General features: G+C 55.6%; 5 protein-coding genes. All 5 read left to right on the top strand.

The annotated features are described in order from the left end of the window. The 5 genes from Q0775_RS02745 (at position 1) to Q0775_RS02725 (ending at position 23,549) form a co-directional block, all read left to right on the top strand. Entirely contained in the window at positions 1 to 504 is a 504-nt protein-coding gene (locus Q0775_RS02745; RefSeq protein ID WP_298857790.1) for a hypothetical protein, read from the top strand. A 50-nt stretch (positions 505 to 554) separates the two neighbouring features. Then, entirely contained in the window at positions 555 to 1,679 is a 1,125-nt protein-coding gene (locus Q0775_RS02740) for a cobalamin-independent methionine synthase II family protein (protein WP_298857789.1), read from the top strand. After that, positions 1,676 to 2,374 carry an alpha/beta hydrolase gene (locus Q0775_RS02735; protein WP_298857788.1) on the top strand — a complete coding sequence of 233 codons (699 nt, stop codon included), beginning with the start codon at positions 1,676 to 1,678 and terminating at the stop codon, positions 2,372 to 2,374. The genes Q0775_RS02740 and Q0775_RS02735 overlap by 4 nt, the downstream gene beginning before the upstream one ends. A gap of 11 nt (positions 2,375 to 2,385) precedes the next feature. Next, positions 2,386 to 3,081 (top strand): RraA family protein, encoded by a 696-nt coding sequence (locus Q0775_RS02730; RefSeq protein ID WP_298859913.1) that lies wholly within the window; start codon positions 2,386 to 2,388, stop codon positions 3,079 to 3,081. A 986-nt stretch (positions 3,082 to 4,067) separates the two neighbouring features. Continuing rightward, a complete protein-coding gene (locus Q0775_RS02725; protein ID WP_298857787.1) occupies positions 4,068 to 23,549 on the top strand; it encodes an LEPR-XLL domain-containing protein in 19,482 nt (6,493 codons plus the stop codon). The last annotated feature ends 99 nt before the right edge of the window (positions 23,550 to 23,648 follow it).

The following is a 23,648-nucleotide window of genomic DNA, read 5'->3' as shown; positions in this document are numbered from 1 at the left end:
ATGACGCCGCAAGAAATTCGCGACATGACCGTGCCAGACGAGACGTATCCCAATGAGCGGTATGGCGAGATTTTCGTTCCGCTGCTTGGGACTACTGTCGAATTTGTGGTGCTTGAGCATGACCCGAAAGCGCCGATGCCACAGGTTGCTGCGGACCGCGTAAATGACTTTCTCGCTTATGGCTCTGATCGTTTGTCCGAGCTTGCGGGTGCATTAGCGCAGAATTGTCGCGGACATGCTGTCGATTTCATTGAAGGTGTTGGGTACGAATCATACACCCTGAATCAGTCGGAAGTGAATAAAGTGAATTGGGTGCACTACGGCCTGAATGCTGACGGTACACCACCTGCGGGGTGGGTCGATCCTGAATGGCTTTCTCATGTTAACCTAATAATTGCGCAACAGGATGCGGACACCAAACTGATTGCGCATTTTGTGTTGCCTTGGGAAGAAGAGCATGGCGCTGATGTGTATCTTGGCGCGAATGGTCTGCTTTCCGATTAAGGCGATGTGATCGTGGGTTGCGTGCTAAAAACAAATAAGAGGTCTCAGCTATGTCAAAAGTTCTTACAACCCATGTGGGGTCGTTGCCGCGCTCTCAGGAAGTGGTGGATTTCATTTTCGCGCGGGAGAATAACACGCCTTACGTTCAGGGTGCGTTTGATACGGCGATGACCAAGGCGGTCTCCAAGACTGTGGCCAAGCAGGTCGTGGCAGGGGTTGGGATTGTGTCGGACGGCGAGACGTCCAAGATCAGCTATGCCACCTACGTCAAGGACCGCTACACCGGATTTGACGGGGACAGCCCGCGCAATGCGCCTGCGGACCTCAAGCAGTTTCCCGGTTATTTGAAGCGGCTGACCGAAGAGGGCGGGACGCCAAAATATGCGCGGCCCATGTGTGTGGGTGAAGTGCGCTCCAAGGGGCAGGGTGAGTTGGATAAGGATATCGCCAATCTCAAGGCAGGTATGGCCGAGCATGGAGCCACGCGCGGATTTATGAACGCAGCGTCGCCCGGTGTGATCAGCCTGTTTTTGCAGAATGATTTTTACAAAACGCGCGAGGCCTATCTGGCCGCTTTGGCGGATGCAATGAAGGCGGAGTACGAGACGATTGTGGCTTCGGGGCTTGATCTGCAACTGGATTGTCCCGATCTGGCGTTGTCGCGGCATATGTTGTTCAACGATCTGTCGGATGCGGAGTTTGTGAAGATCGCCAATATGCATGTGGAGGCGCTTAACCACGCGCTGAGCGACATTCCCGAAGAAAAAGTGCGCATCCACATCTGCTGGGGCAATTATGAGGGGCCGCATGTGTGCGATGTGCCGATGGCCACGATGTTTGACACGCTGATGTCGGCAAAGGCGCGGTATGTGTTGTTCGAGACATCCAACCCGCGTCACGGCCACGAGTGGACCGTGTTCCGCGACCGCAAGAATGACATTCCTGACGGTAAGGTGCTGGTGCCCGGTGTTGTCGATACCACGACCAATTTTGTCGAGCATCCAGAACTGGTGGCGCAGCGGATTGACCGCTTTACCCCGCTGGTGGGCCATGACCGCGTGATCGCGGGCAGCGATTGTGGCTTTGGCACTTTTGCGGGGTTCGGTGCGGTTGACCCTGATATCGCGTTTGCGAAATTGCGGGCATTAGCGGACGGGGCTGCGCTGGCGTCATGATCATGCCTCTGGTTCTGTTGCCAGGATTGATGTGCGATGCGCGGCTGTTTGCGCCGCAAGTTGAGGCGCTTTCGGCTAATTGGCCCGTGACTGTGGCTGACATGAGTGGCCATGATCGGGTGGAAGCGCTGGCGGCAGGGATCTTGGCCGATGCGCCGCCAATGTTTGCGCTGGGCGGTTTGTCGATGGGGGGCATTGTCGCGATGGAAGTGCTGCGCCAAGCGCCTGATCGGGTGGCGAAATTGGCGTTGATGGATACCAACCCTTTGGCTGAAGCGCCTGAAATGCAGGTGCGGCGCGGGCCACAGTTGGAGAAGGCACTGGCAGGGCAGCTTGAACAAGTCATGCGCGAGGAGATGAAGCCGAATTACCTCACCGAGGGGCCGCAACGTGCTGCGATCCTTGATCTGTGCATGGATATGGCAATGGACCTTGGCGCGGATGTATTTGTACGCCAGTCTATGGCCCTGCGCGGGCGGCCAGACCAACGCGATACGTTACGCGGGGTGTGCGTGCCGACGTTGGTCCTGTGCGGGCGTGATGACCGTCTGTGCCCAGTGGCGCGGCATGAATTGATGCATGAGCTGGTGGTCAGCTCGGTGCTGGAGATCATTGAGGGGGCAGGTCATCTGCCGACCCTTGAGCAACCACAACAAACCACGGCGGCACTGCTTCGCTGGATGGAGGACGCATGACGGATAAGGTTCTGGACAAGGCATTGTTGGCGCTGCTGCGGTCAGCGGATACACCGACAGTATGCAATGCCATTGAAGTGGCGCAGGGCAGGCGCGGGTTTGATGCGTTTACCCGAGGCACGATGTTGTGTTCTGATCCCGATGGCGGGGCGATTGTCGGCTTTGCCGTGACGGCAAAGATTGCTGCCGTGGAGCCACCGACAGACGCGCCAGCTGTGATTCGTGCGCGGCGCATGGCCTATTACAAGGCGATGTCCGAGGGGCCAACGCCCTCTGTGGCAGTGGTCGAGGATCTGGATTATCCCCAAGCCGTCGGTGCCTATTGGGGCGAGGTGAACACTACTATCCATAAAGGGTTCGGCATGTCTGGTGCGCTCACCAACGGAGTGATGCGCGATCTGGGGGACATGGCGTCAGGATTCCCCGTCGTGGCTGGCTCAATCGGGCCAAGCCACGGTTTTGTGCATGTGCGCGAAATTGGCACGCCTGTCACAATTTTCGGGATGACTGTTTCGCAGGGTGATTTAATTCATGCGGATCGTCACGGTGCAGTTGTAGTCCCAATGGAGGTGCTTGGAGGTTTGGCTGCAGCAATCCACAAGATGCAGGAGACAGAAACGCTGATCCTTGGACCCGCGCGTGAGGCAGGTTTTGATTTCGAGACCTTCGAGCGCGCCTGGAGTGCTTTTGAAAAATCGCGAACGTAAATCGGATTTCCGGGAGAATTCTTATCAAGACCAGCCACGCCATACCCGACGTGTAGCATGTCTCTCAAGAACATGATCGCCGAAGACTGCGATTATCGTTGCATTATCTATGTCAAATCAAAGGTAAGTGGAGGCGAGTAGGAGAATCGAACTCCTCTACACGGATTTTCAATTGAAATTATTGATTAGTTTTGTAGAGTGACGTGGCCAGTGACCGCCTGCATTCAATGGCTTAACAGTGCCGTTGTAAAATGAAACATTTACAAATCGCTCTTCTCAGCCGGCTATGAGCAGACATGATTTGTTTCATTACCGACAATTTGTATTTATTTCCATGAGCGGGGTAAAGTGCGGGCACGCTCGAAAAGCCTCCGAGTATTCCAGTCGTTTTTGGAGGGCGATGCGGTGGTCCGGTTTGAGCCTTAACGGTGTGCTTGGCTGCTGTCTCTTGCACTTTGCGATCTTGACGATGCGCTTCAAGCGCCGCTGGGGCTTTAAACTTGTCTGAAGAACTGCGTCTGTTTCCTGTCGTCATTGTGGATACACCTAAGCACGCTGTTCGGTTTTGCCAAACCACGACACATTGCTTCACCGCAACGACGAGATCGATTGTGTCTGACAATGATTGCCTCAAGACCAGTTCCGAGGCTGTAAAGAAAATCACACAACAGGCTGCCGCATGGAACAGGGCGAAGTTAGCGGGTCAATTCTTGGCCAAAATTACCGATCTAGCGCAGTGCCATTTTCAACTGAAAATCCATGACTATGGCGGTTTTCCTTGACTTTAGGTAAGCTTTGCGGGTTCTTTGAGGTATAATATCTACGGGGGTGGTCTGTCCCGCGAGTCTATCCGACCCACACCTGCTGCCTCGACTTGTAACCTTATATTCGCCATTATTTTCGTTTAATTGCGCTTTTTAATTCTACTGCCTTTAGCCGTCAGCCTGAGACGTGGCTGAAGCGCCGCACATATTGGATATTTCTGCATGAAAGATTTTATTTTTGGCGAGCATCTCTCGGGCGGTGTGTATGAACCTGCTGGTAAAAAGAAATCAAGCTTCCTGAGGGCCGTTTCTCCTCGGGCTATCCTGTCAAAACCGCGCAAGGGACCGCAGGCGGCGAAGATGGACGTGGAAATGCTGGAGCCGCGGATATTGCTGTCAGCTGATCCGATGGTCTCGATGGCGGGGTTTGCGCAGATCGCTCTAGATATCGATGGCGGCAACCTTGAGATCGAAAAGATCAGAGCTGACATGTCCACCGTGACAGAAACGCATACGCTCGCTGATGTGAGTACGATCACGATTGACGGTACCGCTGGGAATGATGAGCTTATTCTGGGTGATTTTATCTTTCCTCCAATTACTTTTAATGGCGGCGATGGGATTGATACGGTTATCAATTCGGGTGCCGGCGTTCTGAATACTTGGATCATTGACGGAGCAACTGCAGCGCTTGATGGTGAAGTCAGCTTGCGTGATGTTGAGAGCTTTCAGGCCAGCGCAGGCGATCTGGTCGAATTGGGCAGTGGTGTCACCTCGCTTGGTGGATTGGCTGCTGGGACGGCGAATAACATAGCTTCGATTACCGGCCCTGATCTGGCGCTAACGCTGGCGCAGATCACTGATGCGGTTGGTGACGGTTTCGATACCTTTGCCGATGTGCTCGCAGGGCTGTCCGGTGCTGCCGAATTTGCGCAGTCTTTACCTTTTATAGGGGGCAGCACACTGATTGGACAGGCCGGTGTCACCCTTGGGCAGGCCATTGATTTTTACGAAATGATTGATGCGACCCGTGCGGAAATCATCGCCGCCCTTCCGACCGGTGACAGCAGTGCCGCGGTCTTTGAGGCGGCGCTGAACGCAGTTAATTTTGCAGCAGGTGAGATCGGGCCGTCGGTGAAGAGTCCGCTGAAGCTGACGGAAGAAATTCCTGCCGGTCAATTCAATGTTAATATTGCGCTTACGTTGACAGACGGCACTGTCATTAACGAGGCCCTTGTCGTGGATGTCTTGCCGACAATTTTCACGCCTCCTCTTGCGGTATCGGCAGCGTCGGCCCTTGAGCAGATCGTGGATGGTATTGCGGCGGAGCTAGCGACAAATGCCACCCTTTCGGAGCTTGGGGATCGGATTTTTGTCAGCGAGATCGATGACAGGATCGCATTCCAGATCAAAGCGGATGATGTGCAATCCTTGAGCGTCACAACAGGCACGCTTGATGCCGTTGCCTCGGCGCTTGGCTTCAGCAACACGCCAGAGCAAATTCTGCGCGACGCGATTGAGCAGCGTCTGGTCGGGCTTGGTGCGTTGAACCTTGATCTGTCGGATGTGTCTTTTGGTCTGACGGGTACCAATGAAGTTATTTTTGATTTTGAGCTGTCAGCAGCGCGGCAAACAGGACTGACGGTTGATCTCGGGGCGAAAGCCGATGCAGTCGGGCTTGAGCTGGACGCGCAGGCCGAGGCGCGTCTGGGCGTTGGCGCCGTCGTAAATGCCTCACTGACGGTTGGGACCTCTGGTGTTACTGGCGAAATCAACAGCTTGGGCGCGGGATTTGTGGCTGATCTAGACCTCAATACCCGAGCGCAGGTTGGCGTTCTGGAAGGGATAATCACGGGGAGTTTGGATGCGGCCGCTGGCGTGAACGCGACCGGTGCTGCTTCCTTTACGGGGACTACAGGTGGCTCGAGCCTAGCCGCTGCACTCACGTTGTCGACGACCGGTGCCACCTACAACTTTAACTCTGATGTGTTCTCCTTGGGCGGGACTGCGGACCTCGATGGCAGCTTAACGCTCGCTGCGGGTGGTGGCTTGGCCAGCTTGGGGCAGATGACCCTTGAGTTCTCGAAGACGGATTTGTTTGACGGCGAAGGTGCAGAGGTCGTTTTGGGCGGCAGCGTTGCAGACTTTCTTGATTTTAATGATTTTTCTGCTGATGATCTTATTTCGATGTTGGCTGACTTCATCGTCTGGATGGAAGATGCGACCGATAGCACTTTGTTGTCCGACATCAATCTTCCCTTTGTCTCTGGAGGTTTGGATGACATTGCAGATCTGGGCGGCATGCTGTCCGATCTTATCTTGTACGACCGTGGCGCGGATGGCGTCAAAGATGCCGCGGACAAGCTGGTCACAGACCTGAACGACGCTTTGGGGCAGGCAGGTCTGGCTGATTTCATCGAATTCCGCGGTGTGGGAACAGCACTTGAACTGAAAGTCGTCGATACGACTGTGGCCTCTGTCCAGTTTGACGATACGCTGGGTGGTCTTGTGGACACGACGCTGATCACTTCCGGAGCTGGCGGCTCGTGGACTGTGGCCGATCTGAGTGGCCAGCTTGGTGCGGCTTTGGCTGCAAGCGTGACTGTGAATTTCAACACGACCCGTGCAAGCCTGCAACGTGACATGGAAGTGACCCTCGAGGCGCTGCGGAATAACGTAGGCTTAGGCGATGATACGGCAGGTTTGCTGAACCGCTTTAACGGCGCGAATTTCAGTTCTGCGCAGGGCTTCTTTGATATTCTCGAGGATCGCGGCATTCTGCCTGACGGTTTTACTTATGACACCACCGAGGACCAGCTCATATTTGATCTGGCCCTGTCGAGCAGCCTGTTTGCGACCGAGCTTGAAACCGACTTCGACCTCAATCTGGGCGAGCTGGCAAGCGTCAGTAGCGACAGCCGCATTGTCCTGACAGGGCAGGGCGATTTGCAGATTGGTTTCGGGATTGACCTGACCACTGATTTCACGCCGGGCCCGGACACGATCGACCCAATCACGGGCGACCCGATCCCGGGCGTCCCTGCGGGGAGCGTGCCCTCTGACACGGGCGATATGGATCCGCAGACCTTGTTGAGCGCACTGAAAGTGCAGCCTAAATCTGAAGAAGCGATCACGGGGACAAGCGTGCCTACAGGCATTGCGACACTGAACTTCACGGTTGCGAACACCACTGCGGGTACAAGCACACAGGTGCAGTTGGCCAATCAGGATCTTCAGGTGAGCGCCGCAACAATTGCGGGCTTGATCAACGCCGATCTATCTGCTGGTGCGACTGGTATTACGGCGGCGGTGGATGGCACCGGCACACTCGTGTTCTCTGCGGGCGTAGGTGTTGGCATTCAATTAAACGTCGGAGATAGCGACCCTGCAATTGCGGTTTTGGGCATCAATGATGGGCAAGCTGGCACAGAAACTCTCAAGGCGGCGCGCACGGTTGCCAAAGGCGTCGGTGTGTTTGCCAATGATGTGACACTGACGCTGAATGTTGATGGTACGGCCTATGATGTGGTGGTTCCTGCCAGTTCAACGTTGTCTGTTGATGGCGGCAGCACTCAGGCTTTGAACCGCAATATTATTGATCTGGTCGCCGATTTGAACGCGGCCCTCTCCGAGGCGCGCGGGCTGGATTGGACAGCATTGAATGGCACCACGTCGGACCTATCTGGAGTAATCGAGGCGGATTATCAGGGCAACCTGCTGGTGTTGTCGGTGAAATCTGGCAACGCATTGGGTGCGAATGATTTTTCCGTTGTAAACAGCGTGCCCGAACTGGGCTTTGAGGCGGGTGCGTCAAACACCGACGACATTTTGATCCGTTTAGATGATGGCACGGTCTTTACTGTTGATCTGACAAATGCAGTCAATCTGGGCAATGTACTCGTCGCGATTGAGGCCGCCGATAGCGCGGGCCACCTGCAGGCGGTCGTGACGCCTGATGATGACCTGACAGCAGAGGACGAATCCGGCAAAAGCATTCAGATCAGCTATAACAATGGAGGCGTTCTGCTCCGTTCGGTCGAGGCGACAAATGGCTCAACCGCAGCATCCGATCTGGGGATCGTTGGAACAGATACGGCCGTAACTATAGCGGGTTCAACCCCTGAGACGCCGGATGGGGTGATCACGGGTACCGATATTGGTGGCGTGCAACTGGCAGACCGTCTCTTCCTGCGCAGTGACGATCTTTCCGATGTGGGTAGCTTCACCTTCGAAGCCGAAGCAGGTCGGTTGATCAGCGATGTTGCCGTATATGGCGCGGGCAATGTGGTGTTCTCTGAAACCTTTGATCTGACAGAATATACTGGAACCAGCATCCGCCTGACAGGTGTAGGTAATCTTACGGCAGGCACTTATATCATCGGCGCAGATGTTGATATTGATACGACTGGCGATGGCACGCTCGATTCAGTTGGTGTGCGGTTGAGTGGTTCAGTGGGTGATGCGGGACAGGGCGGTGGGCAAGGCGTTCTCGAGACCGGCGTTGAGGCCGAGGCGAGCCTCGGGTTCATTGGTGTCGATCTGACGGGCACGGCGAATTTTGCAGCGACGGCCACATTAGGTTTCAACACATCCGTGGGTGCGCCTGCCGGTGATGATATTTTGACCCTCGGGGAGATCCTTGAGACATTTGGAAACGGTGATAGTCCGCTGGACCTGCTGGCCCTGCCCCAAATCACTTTTGCCAAGGGGACGGGCGGTGATCCGGACGCGACCAGCTATGGTGGCGCTGATCTTTTGCTGTCTTTGCAAAGCGACTCTACCGGATTTGATGCATTGTCGAGCGCGCTTCTGGGAGGGAACACCTCCGTCAGTGTAGGCGTCGATGTTCTGGCCATTGGCGATCCGTTTCTGGGCACGCGATTTGAGTCTTATGGCGGCCTGAATGTTACAGGGCCTGACAGCTTTAGCGTCGGGCAGGACCTGAGCGATATCCTTGCTATCGGTGCCGATCTTCGGTTCACGAACGCGGATGGTACGATCTTTGACGCGACAGTCGCAACGCTCGCCAGTGGGGCCACAACCACGGTCACACTTGAAAACCTCCGCGAAATCAGCCCTGGCGCGCCTGTCACCACCTTGCAAACAGCGGCCATCGATAGCGTGGTACTGCGCCCCTCTGTCTCTGTCGATCTGCCTGATGTATCGGCGATTCTGGGCGACGGAATCAGTAACTTCGGCCTGAATGAAATTCTTGACGCCCTGATCCTTGTCGCAGATTTCCTTGCCGATTTCGAAAGCTTCGAGTTCCTTGATCAAGACATTCCTGTCCTTGATCAATCCATCCGCGATGTCTTGGCCATGGCCGATGATCTGCGTGACTATATCAATGCGCTGCGCGATAATCCTGCAGAATCGTTGCAATTCCTCGAAGACGCGCTGAATGACGCGATCGGTCTGTCCTCGGCGACATTGGGCGAAGCGTTTGAACTTGCTACCGGATCTACGAATACCGCGCTTGAAGCCTTCAGCATCGGCTTTGAAGATAACGGCGATCAGGAAATGCTAACCTTCAGCCTTAATCTGGGCACCGCCTTTAGCGAAACCATGAATGTGGGCTTTGCCGATCTGGGGTTTGGCGACATTTTTGACGATCTGGGCATCGGTGGGATCGTCGATTTCTCCGGCTCGGCGGGTCTGAGGGCGCAGGGTGGTGTCTTTATGACGCTGGCGTTCGGGATCGACCTTGATACCATTCTTGATCCGTCCTCTTCGGTGGCGGATTCCATCTTTTTATTGGATGAAACAGCGCTTGAAGCCACACTGAGCGTGGGCGGTGAAGACCTTGCCTTTAACGCCTCGCTGGGCCCGCTCGCCTTGGCGATCCAGAATAGTGACAGCGAGACGGCGCGCGTAGAGATCAATGCTGGTGCTGCGGTTTCATGGGCCGATGCTGGACTAGAGGCCATCGCGCTGGCGGACATCCAGTTGGACAGTGTTTTTGACATTGGTGGGAATCAAAACGGCGCATATGGCACCGTCGAAGGTGTGCTGCCGCTGTTTTTCCCAAATGATGCCAACTATATCGGAGCAATCCGTGTAGGTGACGCCATCGCCGAGGATTCCTCAGGCACTGCGCTCACCACTTCGCAGGGCAACCTTGCCAACATCGCATCGCTTGTTGTCGCGACTGATGATGCATCGCTGGATGCGGCGGTCACCGGTGGCAATGTCGTCATCGATATCAGCGAGCTTGTTTCCTACCTTGAGACTTTTGATTTCTCGCGCTTGTCGATCTTTGACAACATCCGGCTGGCCGTTGACGGCTTTGACGGGTTTCTCGGCCTGCTGGGCGACAATCTATTCGGCACATTGGCAGAATTAAATCTGCCGCTTGTTGGCTCATCCTTTGCCGATGCATCTGATTTTATTGGCGATTTTCGTGACAATTTTATCGGTGACTTCCGCAACGCGGTGGACGCGATCGAGGATGCAGCTGCTGACTTCACCGATGCGGACCTTAACGTGATCTCAAACCTGTTGTTCGATCTGCTTGGACCGGATGGCTTGGATTTGTTGCTTGCGCTTGACGGGGCTGACCTGACTGAAGTAACGGCTGGCGACTATATCGCGCTGGACGGAGAGGCCCTGCGTCAGGTCTTGTTTGAAGGTGCAGACATTAGCGCCGCCGACATCTTCTGGGACTTCACCCTCGGAGCAGCGCTGTTGCCCGACGATCTCAGCAACATCGACCTTGGGTTTGATATCGGCATTCCCGGTCTTGGTCTGCGTTCCGAGGCGGAGATGGACCTGAGCATTGATTGGGCGCTCAATCTTGGCTTTGGCCTTTCGACCAAGGAAGGCTTCTACCTTGATGTGGGCAATGAGATCGACGAAAATGGCGACGAGATCAAAGAGCTGCAATTCACCGCAACGGCAACGCCGCGTGGCTCTATCAGCGGCGAACTGGGCTTTCTGGGGCTAAACGCCGAGACGTCCTCGGGGCGTGATATTGACGGTGACGGCTTTGACGAGACGACCGAATTGACCGCTGTGGTCTCGCTTGATGTGACCGACGATGTTGATAGCGGTGGGGGCGACGATTTGGACCGCTTGGGTCTCGCTGAATTTGGCGAGATTGGTCTCAATTTCGGGATTGATGTAACGGCGGCAGCAGTTCTGGACGCGACGCTTGGCATATCGCCGAGCTTGTTGGGCGGCAACAGTGCTTCTGGCTTCCCTTCGATCATGGCTGATTTCGACTTCTTGTGGGAGTTTGAAAACACGTTTGTTTTGATCGGGAGTGGCGAGTCAGACGATCTGGGCGCGTCGCTTGCGGACGGTATGAAATATCTTGCCTTCAACAATGTGCAGTTGGATCTGGGTGAATATATCACTGAAGTCCTTGGTCCTATTGTTGAAAAAGTGGCTGAGGTGACAGAGCCGCTGCAGCCATTGATTGATGTTCTGACGGCCCCGATCCCGCTGATTGATGTGTTCGGCGTTAACCTGACGATGCTGGATATCGCCGCCACTGCGGGCAAGGTCGATCCCGGTATGATTAAGGCGATTGCCGAAGTGATCACGCTGGTCAACACCGTTGCCGAGCTTGCGGAAAGCAACATCAATCTGGTTATTCCGATTGGTGATTTTGTCATATTCGACAACCTCGATGGCAGCGGTGAAGGCAGCAATCCGTTTGGTGACGGGTTCTCGGGGAATGATGTCTATCAGCAGCGCAAAGCCAGTGGCACGCTGCAAACCAGTGATGTGAATAGCGAAATCGATACTGCAGCGGCTAACGGCAATAATGCCGACAAAAAAGGCGCGCGGACCATGAAGGGTCTCTTGCAGGCCAATGGCGCGTTTGCCTTCCCGATCCTGTCCGACCCCAGCCAGATATTCGGTCTGCTGATGGGCGATGAGGCCACACTTGTTACCTATGATCTGGCGCCTCTTGTTGCTGATTTCGAAAAGAGCTTCTTCTTCTCGATCTTTGGCCCGTTGGGCGTCTCGCTGAACCTCGGGATTGAATTTGTTGCTGATTTTGCCTTTGGCTATGACACCACGGGTATTTCAAGCTTTGTGGACGGTGATTTCCGCAACCCGCTGTTGTTGCTGGACGGACTATATGTATCTGACCGTGAGAACGCCGATGGCACTGGTGCCGACGTCCCCGAACTGACGTTCCTTGGCGGCATTACGGCGGCTGCCGAGCTGAACCTGGGTGTGGCGCGGGCGGGTGTGGCCGGTGGTCTGTTCATCGAAATTCTGTTTGATCTGTTTGACCCTGACAACGATGGCAAGGTGCGGATCAACGAATTGGTATCGAACTTCGTGAACCAGACGCGCGCGCCGGATGACGCGGACAAATTGCTTGCGCCGCTTGCGATCTTTGACGTAACGGGCGAGATTTTTGCGCGCTTGTTTGCCTTCCTCAAGATTGATCTGTTTTTGTTCGAGATCGACAAGGAATGGGATCTGGTCGAACAGTTTACGATTGCCGAATTCGAGATTGATTTCTTCCGCCCTCCAGTTGTGGCCTCTGAGGCTGCCAATGGCGATCTGATCATCAACACTGGTCAATTCGCGCCGCAGCGTTTGCTGGGCAATCCGACGGACTTTGGCGAAACCGTCACGGTGCGCAAGGGTACAGATGCGGGTGGTTTTATCAATGTCGATGTCTTTACGACACCGAATGGTTTTGGCGAAGACAGCCCAACAAGTGGCGCGGCATTTACCTATCAGGTTCGCAAGGGCCAGACGGTTGTTGTCGATGGCGGCAACGGCAATGATATTATTACGCTAGAAGGCTGGAACGGAAACGAAGTCCACTTTGACATTCGCGGTGGTGCAGGGAACGACCTGATCCAGTTTACCAATAATCAAACACCTTCTGGAGTGTCGTCCAAGTTCAACCTACTTGACGGTGGCGCGGGCCGCGACACGATTATCGGGTCCAGCGGCAACGATCTTGTGATCGGTGGTGCGGGTGATGACGACGTATTTGGCGGCGCGGGCGATGACCTTGTGTTGGGTGATCAGGCCAATCTACTTGAGACTGTGGTGTCCTCCAAAGCGACAGCGACAGACGGGCGTGATACTGTTGGCGGTGGTGGCGGTGATGATATTCTGGTCGGTGCCGGCAACAGCGATACGCTCGACGGCGGTTCCGGAAATGATTTGCTGCTGGGTGATGGCGGCACATTGAGCTTTGCCTCCACCGGCCTCAAAATACTGAGCAACTTAAACGCTTTGCACAATGGCGGCGTAACAGATGTTGATGGCGGCGGGGCAGCTGACAACATCGCAGGTGGTGCGGACCACGACGTGATTTTTGCCGCTGATGGCGATGATATGGTTAGCGGAAATTCGGGCAAAGACATTATCTTTGGCGGCAGCGGCTTTGATACGATTTCGGGCGGTGAGGGCAACAATCTGATCTTCGGTGACAGCGGGCGGATTTTGTCTTCCTTGCTGGTTGCGGCGTCGGATGACTTCGTCGCAAACCTCTTGGCGTTGACGGACGCGAGCAATGTTAATGTTCTGCTGGAGCGTTTGGCCATTGGGGCAGACGGCGCGGGTGATGTAATCACTTCGGGCGGCTCGAAAGACATTATTATTGCTGGTGTGGGCAATGATGACGTCACGGCGGGGGCTGGTGATGATCTGGTTCTGGGCGGCGGCGGCAGCGACCATCTGCGTGGTGGTGCGGGCATGGACGATCTTCGGGGCGGCGGTCAGGCTGACCGGCTTGAAGGCGGAGAAGACAATGACATCCTTGATGGCGGCACTGGCGCCGACACGGTCGAGGGCGGTGACGGCGACGATTTGATTACTGCCACCAAAGGCTCGGATGATTTGAACGGCGGGCAGGGTAGCGATACCTACCGCGTCAACTTATCTGGTGGGACAACGGACAGCCGGATTACCATTGTAGATGCAGGCGATTCCGGTGATGTGGACCTTCTTGAGGTCAACGGCACGGACCGTGCCGACCGCTTCCTTGTGCGCTCGGATGCGTCCGGGACGAACGCGTTTATCGCGGGGTTGAATGGTGAATTCTATGTCGAGCGAGTAAACTATGGTGCCACGCTTGAGCGTTTGATTGTAAACGGTCACGGTGGAGATGATATTTTTGCGGCCGATGACACTGCAGCGGAGATGACGCTCAATGGTGGCGCTGGCGCTGACCAGTTTCAGATTGGTCAATTGTTCCGCACAGCGCGCAATGTGAACGCCGAAAATGGCGGAATCGATACGGGCATTGATGCTGACGATTTCTTCTTGTCGATCGAGACGACGCGCGGCTGGCTGTCGAACGGGATCAGTTTCCCGATGACTGTGAATGGTGGCATCGGGGACGATACCTTTGTTGTCTATCACAACCTCGCCGTCTTGCAGCTTAATGGCGAAAGCGGAGATGACCTTTTCGAAGTACGCGCCTTTGCCCTTATCGGCTCGTCTGAGCCTCAGCGCGAGCGGACGGATCTGACAGGCGGTGCCGGTGCCGATACGGTGCGTTATGCCGTGAATGCGCCCCTCAACATCAACGGCGGTGACGGCTATGATACGCTGGTTGTGATCGGCACGGAATTCGGTGATGATTTCGTCATCACGGACGAGGGCGTGTTTGGCGCAGGTTTGAACGTGAGCTTCGTAAACATCGAAAGCCTGCGGGTTGACGGGGGCGAGGGGGACGACCGCTTCTTCCTGCAATCTACCAAGAGTACAGTCTTCACCGAATTGTTTGGCGGCTTGGGTAGCGATACCTTCAGTGCCAGCGGGCCAACACCTCCTGTGGTCTCTAATGATCTACGGGGTCATTCCGGCATCATCACCCACGACATGACGTCGTCGGATACGCGCTATGACGGTCAGAAGGTTTTTGGCGTTTCGGCAAATGTGGCGGACAATGATCAGGCCTTTGCCGTGATCACCCAAACTCAGGGTAGCACGATCATCGACGAAGGCGACGCCCTTGGCGACGTCTACTCCGTTGTTCTGACCCGGGCGCCCACGCGCGATGTGCAGGTCATTGTGGGCGCACCTTTACCGTCACCCGATGGTCGCGATCAAAGCAAATATGCCTTCCGCGTTGACAGCACAGCCAGTGGCGCAAATGTCAAAGCGGATGGATCTGCTGTCACGCTGACGTTTACGGCGGCGAATTGGGCTACTGCGCAAAATGTTTCGGTTATTGCCGACGGTATCCGTCAGGAGACACCCGGCAGCCTGTTCACACGTGGCGATCTGGACGGTCAAAGCAACCTTCCGGTGTCATTCAACTATGATGATGCCGCCTACGAAGACCAGACCAACGGCGTGGTGACGCATCTGTTCAAATCGGGCGTTGATGTCGTGGTGGGTGCCAGTGCGACGATTGAGGCGACAGCTACGGAAATGGTGGTTCTGAAAACTGCTTTGCAGGGCCAGACACCCGATGATCTGCTGGGCCGCAGTCTTACGATCTCGTCCGGGCCCGGATTTGGACAAAGCCGTTTCATCACCGGTGCTGTAGATTTTGGCGCGACGATGCAGCTTGAATTTGACAGCGCTTGGGACGCGGATGATCTGCCTGCTACATTGCAGTCCGGTTTTGTCCTGCGTGTCTCGGATGCTGTAACCGGCCTCATCGATACGGTGACTGAGATAAAAGGCGAAGAAATTTTTGACGACCGCTCGACTCTTACTGCGACAACGGCCTCTGGTGCTTCGCTGCAATTTGGCGCGGACGACAGCATGATCGGGCGCAAGCTCAAGATCGTGGGTGGCACGGGCGCGGGCCAAGAGCTTTTGATCATCGGCAACACCGCGACCGAACTGACGTTGAATGGTATCTGGGGCGTTGATCCTGCTGCAGATAGCGTCTTCAGCATCGGCTTGTATGACGGGCTGCAAACCCGCAGCGTTGAAGTGACGATCAATGACAACGACACGCCGGGCCTGATTGTTGATCAGAACATCGCTCTCGACGGCGACGGCAATGTAATTGCGGATGACGACACGCTAACTGCTGTGATCGAAGGGTCCGATGGCGATCAAGAGGGTGAGCGTGACGTTCTGCGCCTGCGTCTGAACCAGGCTGTGGCGGGGGCCGATACGATGACCCTTTCGCTCAATTATGACACCTCACAGATCAATCTGGTGGCCGTGGGCGCCGCCGAGGGCGCAGCTCCAGTGACGTCCATCGACTTTACTTCTGCAAATGCGCTGGATGGTATCTTGCTCGAAGTGCGCGCGGTGAATGACGTTGCCCGCGAAGGTGCGCATTCAGAGCAGATACGCTTTGGCTTTGCACCTGATTTTGCTGAGGCGACCGAAGATAGCACGTCGCTGGCGCTCGATATTCCGGCCAGCGCGCCGGTAACTTCGTTCAGCTTGACGCAATTGCCCGAAGCGATCACCGCATTTACCGTCGATAATGTCGCCCAGATTGAAGGGCAGGACTATGTTGTCGTAAAAGGTTCTGGCGTCATCATGTTTATTGATGCGGCGGGTCAGCCATCAGAGCGGTCCGGCAGGATTGCCGTGTCATATACGTTCGAACTTCCTACCTTTGACAAAGCCTTTTCTCAAAGCGTTCTGGTGACCATCTCGGATGATGACGCGCCAACGCTGCTGCTGCGGGAAACAGGTGGATCGACAAATGTGATTGAGGGCGGTCCGGGCGATACCTATGAGCTGGTTCTGACGGGCCAGCCAAGTGCTGCGGTTACCGTTGATCTGACCGAGTTGGTCACAAAATCCACCCTCACAGGCGGAATCCGCCATGATCTGGTACAGCTCCAGATCACTGGTATCACGCAGGGCACCGATACCATTGCGCTCACCGAAGTGGCAGCGCTGGATGCCAGCGGGAACCAGCAATTCGATTCAGGCGGCAATCTGGTAACAAAAGTGATGGCTACCTTTGCACCCGACAAGTGGGACGTACCCATGGTCATTTCGGTGGCTGCGGTTGACGACGCTGTTGTGGACGGTGGGGATACCAAAGTGTTTGCACCTGGTCCTGCCACGCTGGCGGGCATCCTTGGGCCTGTTTATATCGACGGCGCAGGCGGCAGCGGATCGCTGGACGGTTTGGCCGAACCCGTGCGCCTGCCAGGTGAATTGAATGCCAAGCCGCGCATTGGCACGGCACTGGCAATCGACAATTCAGCAAGCAACACGCAAATCACCGTGAGCCGTACGGATCTGACGGGCATTGTGCTGGATGATCTTCGCTTACGCGTCTCGGTTGATGACACTGCCGCGCCCTTCCCGCTGGCCACTGATGCTGAAATCGGCGCGCTCGTGGGAAAAACCATCGAGATCGTTTCGGCCCAGAATGCAGAGTCCGTGACAGACCAGTTCCGCCTGATCATCGACGCGCAGATTGACACGAAAGGGACGGCCGATCTGGCCGATGACGAAGTCGTCTTTACGCTGAATGCGCCCTATGAGCTTGCCACAGATGAAAACGGCACTGTAATTGAGGCGCTGACGGGTGATGTGGGCTATGCCCTGACGTCCGAAAGCCTCAATTTCTTTGTCGATGAGGTCGCATCGGTTGATGTGATGTTTGTGAATGATGATGACAGCCCAGCCGACAGCAGCGGCGTTCTGACCGCCAACCGCTTGTTTGGACTAAACATGGGGCCAAACACCGTGATCGGTGAGCGTGAGCGCGCGGGCGGTATCACATTCGGCAACCTTGAAGTGATCGATATCACGCTTGGTGCGGGCTACAATGACTTTGAAATCAAGGGGACACCAACCCGCGATGATGGCGGACGGGTCTGGACGATCATCCGCACCGGCGACGAGATTACTGATCCGAACCAGCCGGGCGTGCGTGTGGGCGATACAGTCACGGCCGACATCCACAAAGAAGAGCGTATCTTGGCAGACGGTATGGCCGCCGTGCTGGAAAACGCGCAGGACGCCGCAGATTTCCGGACCACCCTTACCCTTGATGGCAGCTTTGTCGTTGATGAATATCTGGGCCAGAAAGTTCGTATTCTGGATGCAGGCGGGCTGCAATTGGCTGAGCGCTGGATCCTTGGAAACGACGCAAATACGCTGAATATCGATAGCCCGATCGATGCCTTTGGCATAGATGCTACGTGGGAGATTTTTGATCCAGCGGATGGGAACCTCTCGGTTGATTTGCAGGGTGGTGACGACAGGTTTGACGCTCAGGGCTCCTCAATGGATGTGGTCGTCTTCGGTGGCGCCGGTAAGGATGCAATCCTGACGGGCAGTGGTGCGGATATCGTTTTGGGCGACGTGGGTCGTGTGGATTATCGCGGCATTCCCAACGCAAATGGAGTAAGCGCGGTTGTCACCCGTCTTGGCCAGACGCCGGATGTGATCGGCGGCCTTGCCGTCGGGCCGTTTGGCTTTGGCGTGTTGAACACCAACCAGACATTGCCGCTGCCCGATCTGGCAAGCGGTCTGCAAGGTGATCCACTGTTGAGTGGTGATACCGGCCTGATCGGTCTTTATGTTGACATCAACAACGGAACCGGCTTCCTGCAAGAGCCGCGACTGATCGAGGGGAATACCCTCAACGGCATGACCATCTCTCCTGACTTCTCAACCGCGCTTGACGCGACATCGGGTCTGCGAATCTCGACTCTCCCCGAAGACCAGACTGATATGGTGCAATGGGGCGCTGGGCTTGTGATTGCGATTGCGGATGCGGGCGGTGATGATGATGTGATCTCGACCGGTGTGGGCGACGATGTGGTCATGGGCGGTGAGGCGGACGATGATATCACAGCGGGCGTAGATGATGCTGGAGTGCTGAGCGATGATGACGTCGTATTCGGTGATCTGGGTCGGGTGACCTTTGACTTTGGCGCATCCCCCAATCTGAACCCTGTCATCGGTGAGGCAGTGGAAACCTTCGTCTCGCGCGTAAACTCGGTTGAATTGTCGATCGGCGGTAACGATACGCTGCGCGGCAACGCAGGCAGCGATATGCTTATCGGTGGCGTAGGTAGTGATACTGTCTTTGGTGATGCCGATGGGGCAGGAGCCGAAGGGCGCGATGGCGCTGATCTGATCTTTGGCGACGCGGGCTATGCCCATCTGTTGCACGGTGTGTTGCAGTTTGCAGAAACATACCGGACCAACGGTGAGGCGGATGCGCTCTTTGGCAATGCTGCTGGTGATCTGATCTTTGGTGGTCTGGGCGGTGACATAATCCGTGGTGATGCTGCGGTGGTTGATCTGGGCGCAGTAGACGGCGATGACGTGATCCTTGGTGATCATGGCCGCATTGATATGACCCTTGATGACAGTATGGCACCGACCACGTCGATCCTGTTACAGGTGACAAGTGCAGGTGATTTTGTGGGCGGTGCTGATACGATTGCGGCTGATGCGGGCGCTGACATTGTGATTGGCGGCTTTGGCGGTGATATGATTGACGGCGATGACGCACAGGGCAACGCAGGTGCCACGGACGGGAATGATCTGCTGATCGGCGACAACGGTTTGGTCCTGTTCGAGACCTCGACCGGCACTTCACGCCTGTCGGAGATCAGAAGCACGGACTTGAGCTCTGCCACAGGTGGCGACGACCTTATTCGTGGCCGCGCTGGTGCGGACCGTATGATTGGCGGCGTTGGCGCCGACACGATCTATGGCGATGCGGGCAGCACAGACATCGGTGCAGGTGATGGCCTGATCGACGGTGATGACGTCATCCTTGGCGATAATGGCCTGATGTTTTGGGGGGCGGAGATAACGCCGGACTTCACCACGCTTGATCAGGTTGTGAGCGCGCAAGATAGTCTTGGGGGCGCAGATGTCATTTCGGGCAATGCAGGGGCCGATCTGATCCTCGGTGGCTACGGTGCTGATGAGCTGTCGGGTAACAGCGACACGAACGAAGACGCAGAGCTGGACACTGTGGACGTCATTCTGGGCGATAATGGCGAAATCCTTTTGACGACTGGCCAGTTCGCACAAATCCGCGCCACAGATGCCACAGGCAGCTTCTCCTCCAATGATACGCTTACGGGTGCCTCAGGTGGCGATATCCTGATCGGCGGTCTGGGACAGGATGTGATCCGCGGCGATCACATGACCGGACTTCGCAGCATACATGACGGCAATGATTTGATCCTCGGGGATAATGGTCAATTGGTCTGGGATGCGGATGGTGATCTGTCCGATCTGGATGTGGTGACCAGCCAAGCTCAGGAAGGCGTTGAAGAGAGCAACCGTCAGGGCGACAATGATCTGATCACTGGCGATCGTGGGGCTGATTTGATCATTGCGGGCTACGGCAGTGACACGGTGCATGGTAATGATGCAGGCAACCTTGATGCGGCTGTGGATGGCGATGACGTTGTGCTGGCTGACAATGGCGAAATCCGTATGGATGGTGGTCTGTTTACCCAAATTCGGACGACTGACGCGATAGAACGCTTTGCCGCGACGACGGGGGCTGCGGATTTCATTACGGGTGCGTCGGGCACCGATATCATTCTTGGTGGCTTGGGCGATGATACGCTGCACGGCGATCATATGGGCGGCCTGACAACTACGCATGATCAAAAAGATATCGTGCTGGGAGATAATGGCGAAGTTATCCTTGACGATGTCTATGTAGGTACGGCGATTGCCGCGCAGGGGGCAGCCCCAAGCGGAGTTGATCTGACAACACTGGACGTGATCCGCACAACGGACACGCAACAAGGCGGCGATGATCTGATAACCACTTCTCTTGGCAATGACCTTGTTCTGGGTGGCTTTGGCAATGACCGTATTGCAGCAGGTGCGCAAAACGATATCGTGTTGGGAGATTTTGGTCGGATTGAGCTGCTGGACAATGTTGTTCGCCATGTGACGATCACCGACAATACCCAAGGCGGCTCCGACACGATCTTTGGTGACGCAGACGAGGATGTGCTGATTGGCGGCGCGGGTGCGGACGTGATTGATGGCGACACGCACCGCGATCTGATCTTTGGCGACAATGTCACACTTGATCGCATTGCAGATGCGCTGTTCGACGATGTGACCGATCCGCGCTTTGTTCAACTCAGCGGCACACAGCTTTATGGCGATGGCATTGGCACGGGGGACGAGGGGGCTGCTCTTGTTGACCGAACCCCGGTGGCGAAAACCGAAGATGCCGCAGTCTGGGAAAACTTCGAGATTGATCTGCTGGACCACACTACTGCTGTTGAGGGCGACGCCCAGAACCGCTTTGGTGCGGACTATATCGCAGGGGGCGGCGATGACGATGTGATCTTTGCCCAGCTTGGCGATGATACGGTTCAGGGCGATGGCTCGGTTGATGGGTTGGACCAGAACGGTGAGGGCGTCTTTGCGATGCGCGATGCGAGCGGGGCCTTGACCATCCGCGCGTCTTTTGAGCTGAGCACAGGTGTTAAATCAGCGGAAGATGGCGACGACTATATCGAAGGCAACGGCGGCAACGACTTGATATTTGGTAACCTCGGGCAGGACGACATCCTTGGGGATAACTCCGACCTCTACAGCCTTGATACGCTGGATGAGCGAACCCCGACGGGTGCTGATATCCTCTTTGGTGGCGCAGGCACGCGGATTGCGCGCAACAATTATGTCGAAGACCTTGGCGCGCTGAACACCGGTACTGATGATATTACCATTGAAGAGCGTCACGCTCGGGACGCAGATATCATACTGGGTGATAACGGCCGGATATTCCGGTTGATAAGTGTAGATCCTGCAACTGCCAACAATGCGTATCTGTCTTTCAGCTACGACGCGCTAAGAGACAATGCAGATGAACACTACAGCGCACACGAACGCGGTGTTGAAGGATTCTTCATGGCGTCGTCGTCAGTTTCGAACAATTTGACCAGCGACCCAGTGGTACAATCAGAACTTACCATTCATGCTCCTGAACGTATTGTTGTGCGTGCCGCAGAGCTAATTGACTATACCATAGGCGGTTTGGATGTGGATGCTGCATCAGCGGCCGGCGATCTGGGCCATGCAGATGAAATCCACGGGGAAAGCGGCGACGACTCCCTCTATGGTCAGGTGGGTGATGATACCCTTTACGGTAATAGCGAAGATGATGATGTTATTGGCGGGTATGGCCATGACTGGATGTCGGGTGGTACCGGTCAGGATGGTATGATCGGTGGGGATGGCCGCGTATGGACATCTAAGAACACCTCCGATGGCAGCCTTGCCGAAACACTTTACGGTATTGAAACCGTACCAACAGATCAGTTGATTGAAACCAATGGTGATATGCATCAGGCTGTTATCCACGTAGATAATGCGCTGAAAAAGACGATCGATCTGACGCCCTTCTCCTCTGACGATATTGCTGATCCACTGGCTTACGTAGCGGACAGCTCCACGGGAGATAATGACATCATCTTTGGTGGTCTTGGCTCAGATTCACTGCATGGCGGATATGGTTCTGACGCCATATCAGGTGCCGAGGCGATGCCGGGCGATGTGAGCTACACCTTTGACGGGGTGACCTATGACTTCACCTTGCTGCCGTTTAGCTATGACAATCCCGGCAATCCGGGAGATATCCTCAATTGGGGTGGCGCGGATGGTCGTCCGACCGAATTTGCCGCCTATGACGAGAACAGCCCGCGGCCTTTGATCTTTGTCGATCCGACCAACGGCTATGTTTTTGCTGATCCTGCGACGAATGCGAACGCTGTGCCCTTCTTGCTCAACTTTGATGCGGGCGATGGCACAGGCACCGATATCACCGATCAGGTTGACGGTCTGGCAAGCGATGGTGATGACCGCATCTTTGGCGATCTGGGCAATGACTGGCTGGTTGGCGGGACTGGTCGTGACCATGTGTTTGGTGGCTTTGGCGATGACATGCTGGACATCGACGATGATCGTTCGACGGGCGATGGCGTCAACGATGCGCCTGACCCGTTTGACAGCTATGCCGATATCGCCTTTGGCGGCGGCGGGCGTGATATCCTTCTGGCCAATACTGGTGGCGACCGGATGATCGACTGGAATGGCGAATACAACAGCTACCTCGTGCCATTCTCTCCATTCGGGGCAGGTACGATTGTCCGCGCGGGTAACCCGTCGATTGTAGCGTTCCTCTACGATTTATCTGAGGCGGACGGCGCCGATCCGACTCGTATTGCCGATGGAGGAGACGCCGCGCGCAATGGTGAGCCGTTTGGCGAAATTGGTCTTGTGAAACAGCAAGACCCGCATGCGGGCGATCAGCGCGGTGCGCCTGATGATCCTCAGCCCGGTAATTCGCGCGGGGCGAAAGACACCCGTGCGGCAGGCGATACAACGCTGGGCACTGGTACGACTGGCGGAGGCGGTACCGGCGGTGGCAATGGAAACGGCAACGGAAACAGCGGTAAAGGCAACAACGGCAAGGGTGGGCCAAACGCTGATCCTGCCGTAACCTCTGCGCCTTTGCAGGCCGACACCAGCGTGACCATGCTGTCGGTTCAATCCGTTGAAAGCCAGATCGTCTCGGCCTTGTCGCCGTTGGGCGATACCACGCAGATTGGTGGCTTTGACCCTGCTCAACCGCTCTTCCCTATGATGTCAGCGCAAGATGCTGCCGATACTGCGCCAGCGACCAACACAAATGAGGTGCTGGTCTATGATGCACGTGTAGATGGTATGCTGACACCTGACGAAGTCTTGCTTCTGGATGCAGCTGATGCCGCACCGCTTCTGGTGGTTAAGGGAAAAGGCAAGGCGAAGGCCAAGTCTTTTAAATGGGCCGCACAGTAGCTCTTGCGCAGCGGAGTCAATTCTCTGCTGCGCAGCCTATGAATTAGGGTGTAAAACAGTTAATTTTCTTGTACTTTACCAGCAGCTGAGCCATGCTAT

Origin of the sequence: uncultured Sulfitobacter sp. (assembly GCF_947499945.1) — a bacterium.
Taxonomy (GTDB): domain Bacteria; phylum Pseudomonadota; class Alphaproteobacteria; order Rhodobacterales; family Rhodobacteraceae; genus Sulfitobacter.
Note: the sequence above shows the minus strand (reverse complement) of the source record. Positions and strands in the feature narration are given on the sequence as shown.

Coding starts and splice junctions, on each gene's coding strand:
- Q0775_RS02745 (WP_298857790.1), top strand. CDS start 1: ATGACGCCGCAAGAAATTCGCGACATGACCGTGCCAGACGAGACGTAT.
- Q0775_RS02740 (WP_298857789.1), top strand. CDS start 555: ATGTCAAAAGTTCTTACAACCCATGTGGGGTCGTTGCCGCGCTCTCAG.
- Q0775_RS02735 (WP_298857788.1), top strand. CDS start 1,676: ATGATCATGCCTCTGGTTCTGTTGCCAGGATTGATGTGCGATGCGCGG.
- Q0775_RS02725 (WP_298857787.1), top strand. CDS start 4,068: ATGAAAGATTTTATTTTTGGCGAGCATCTCTCGGGCGGTGTGTATGAA.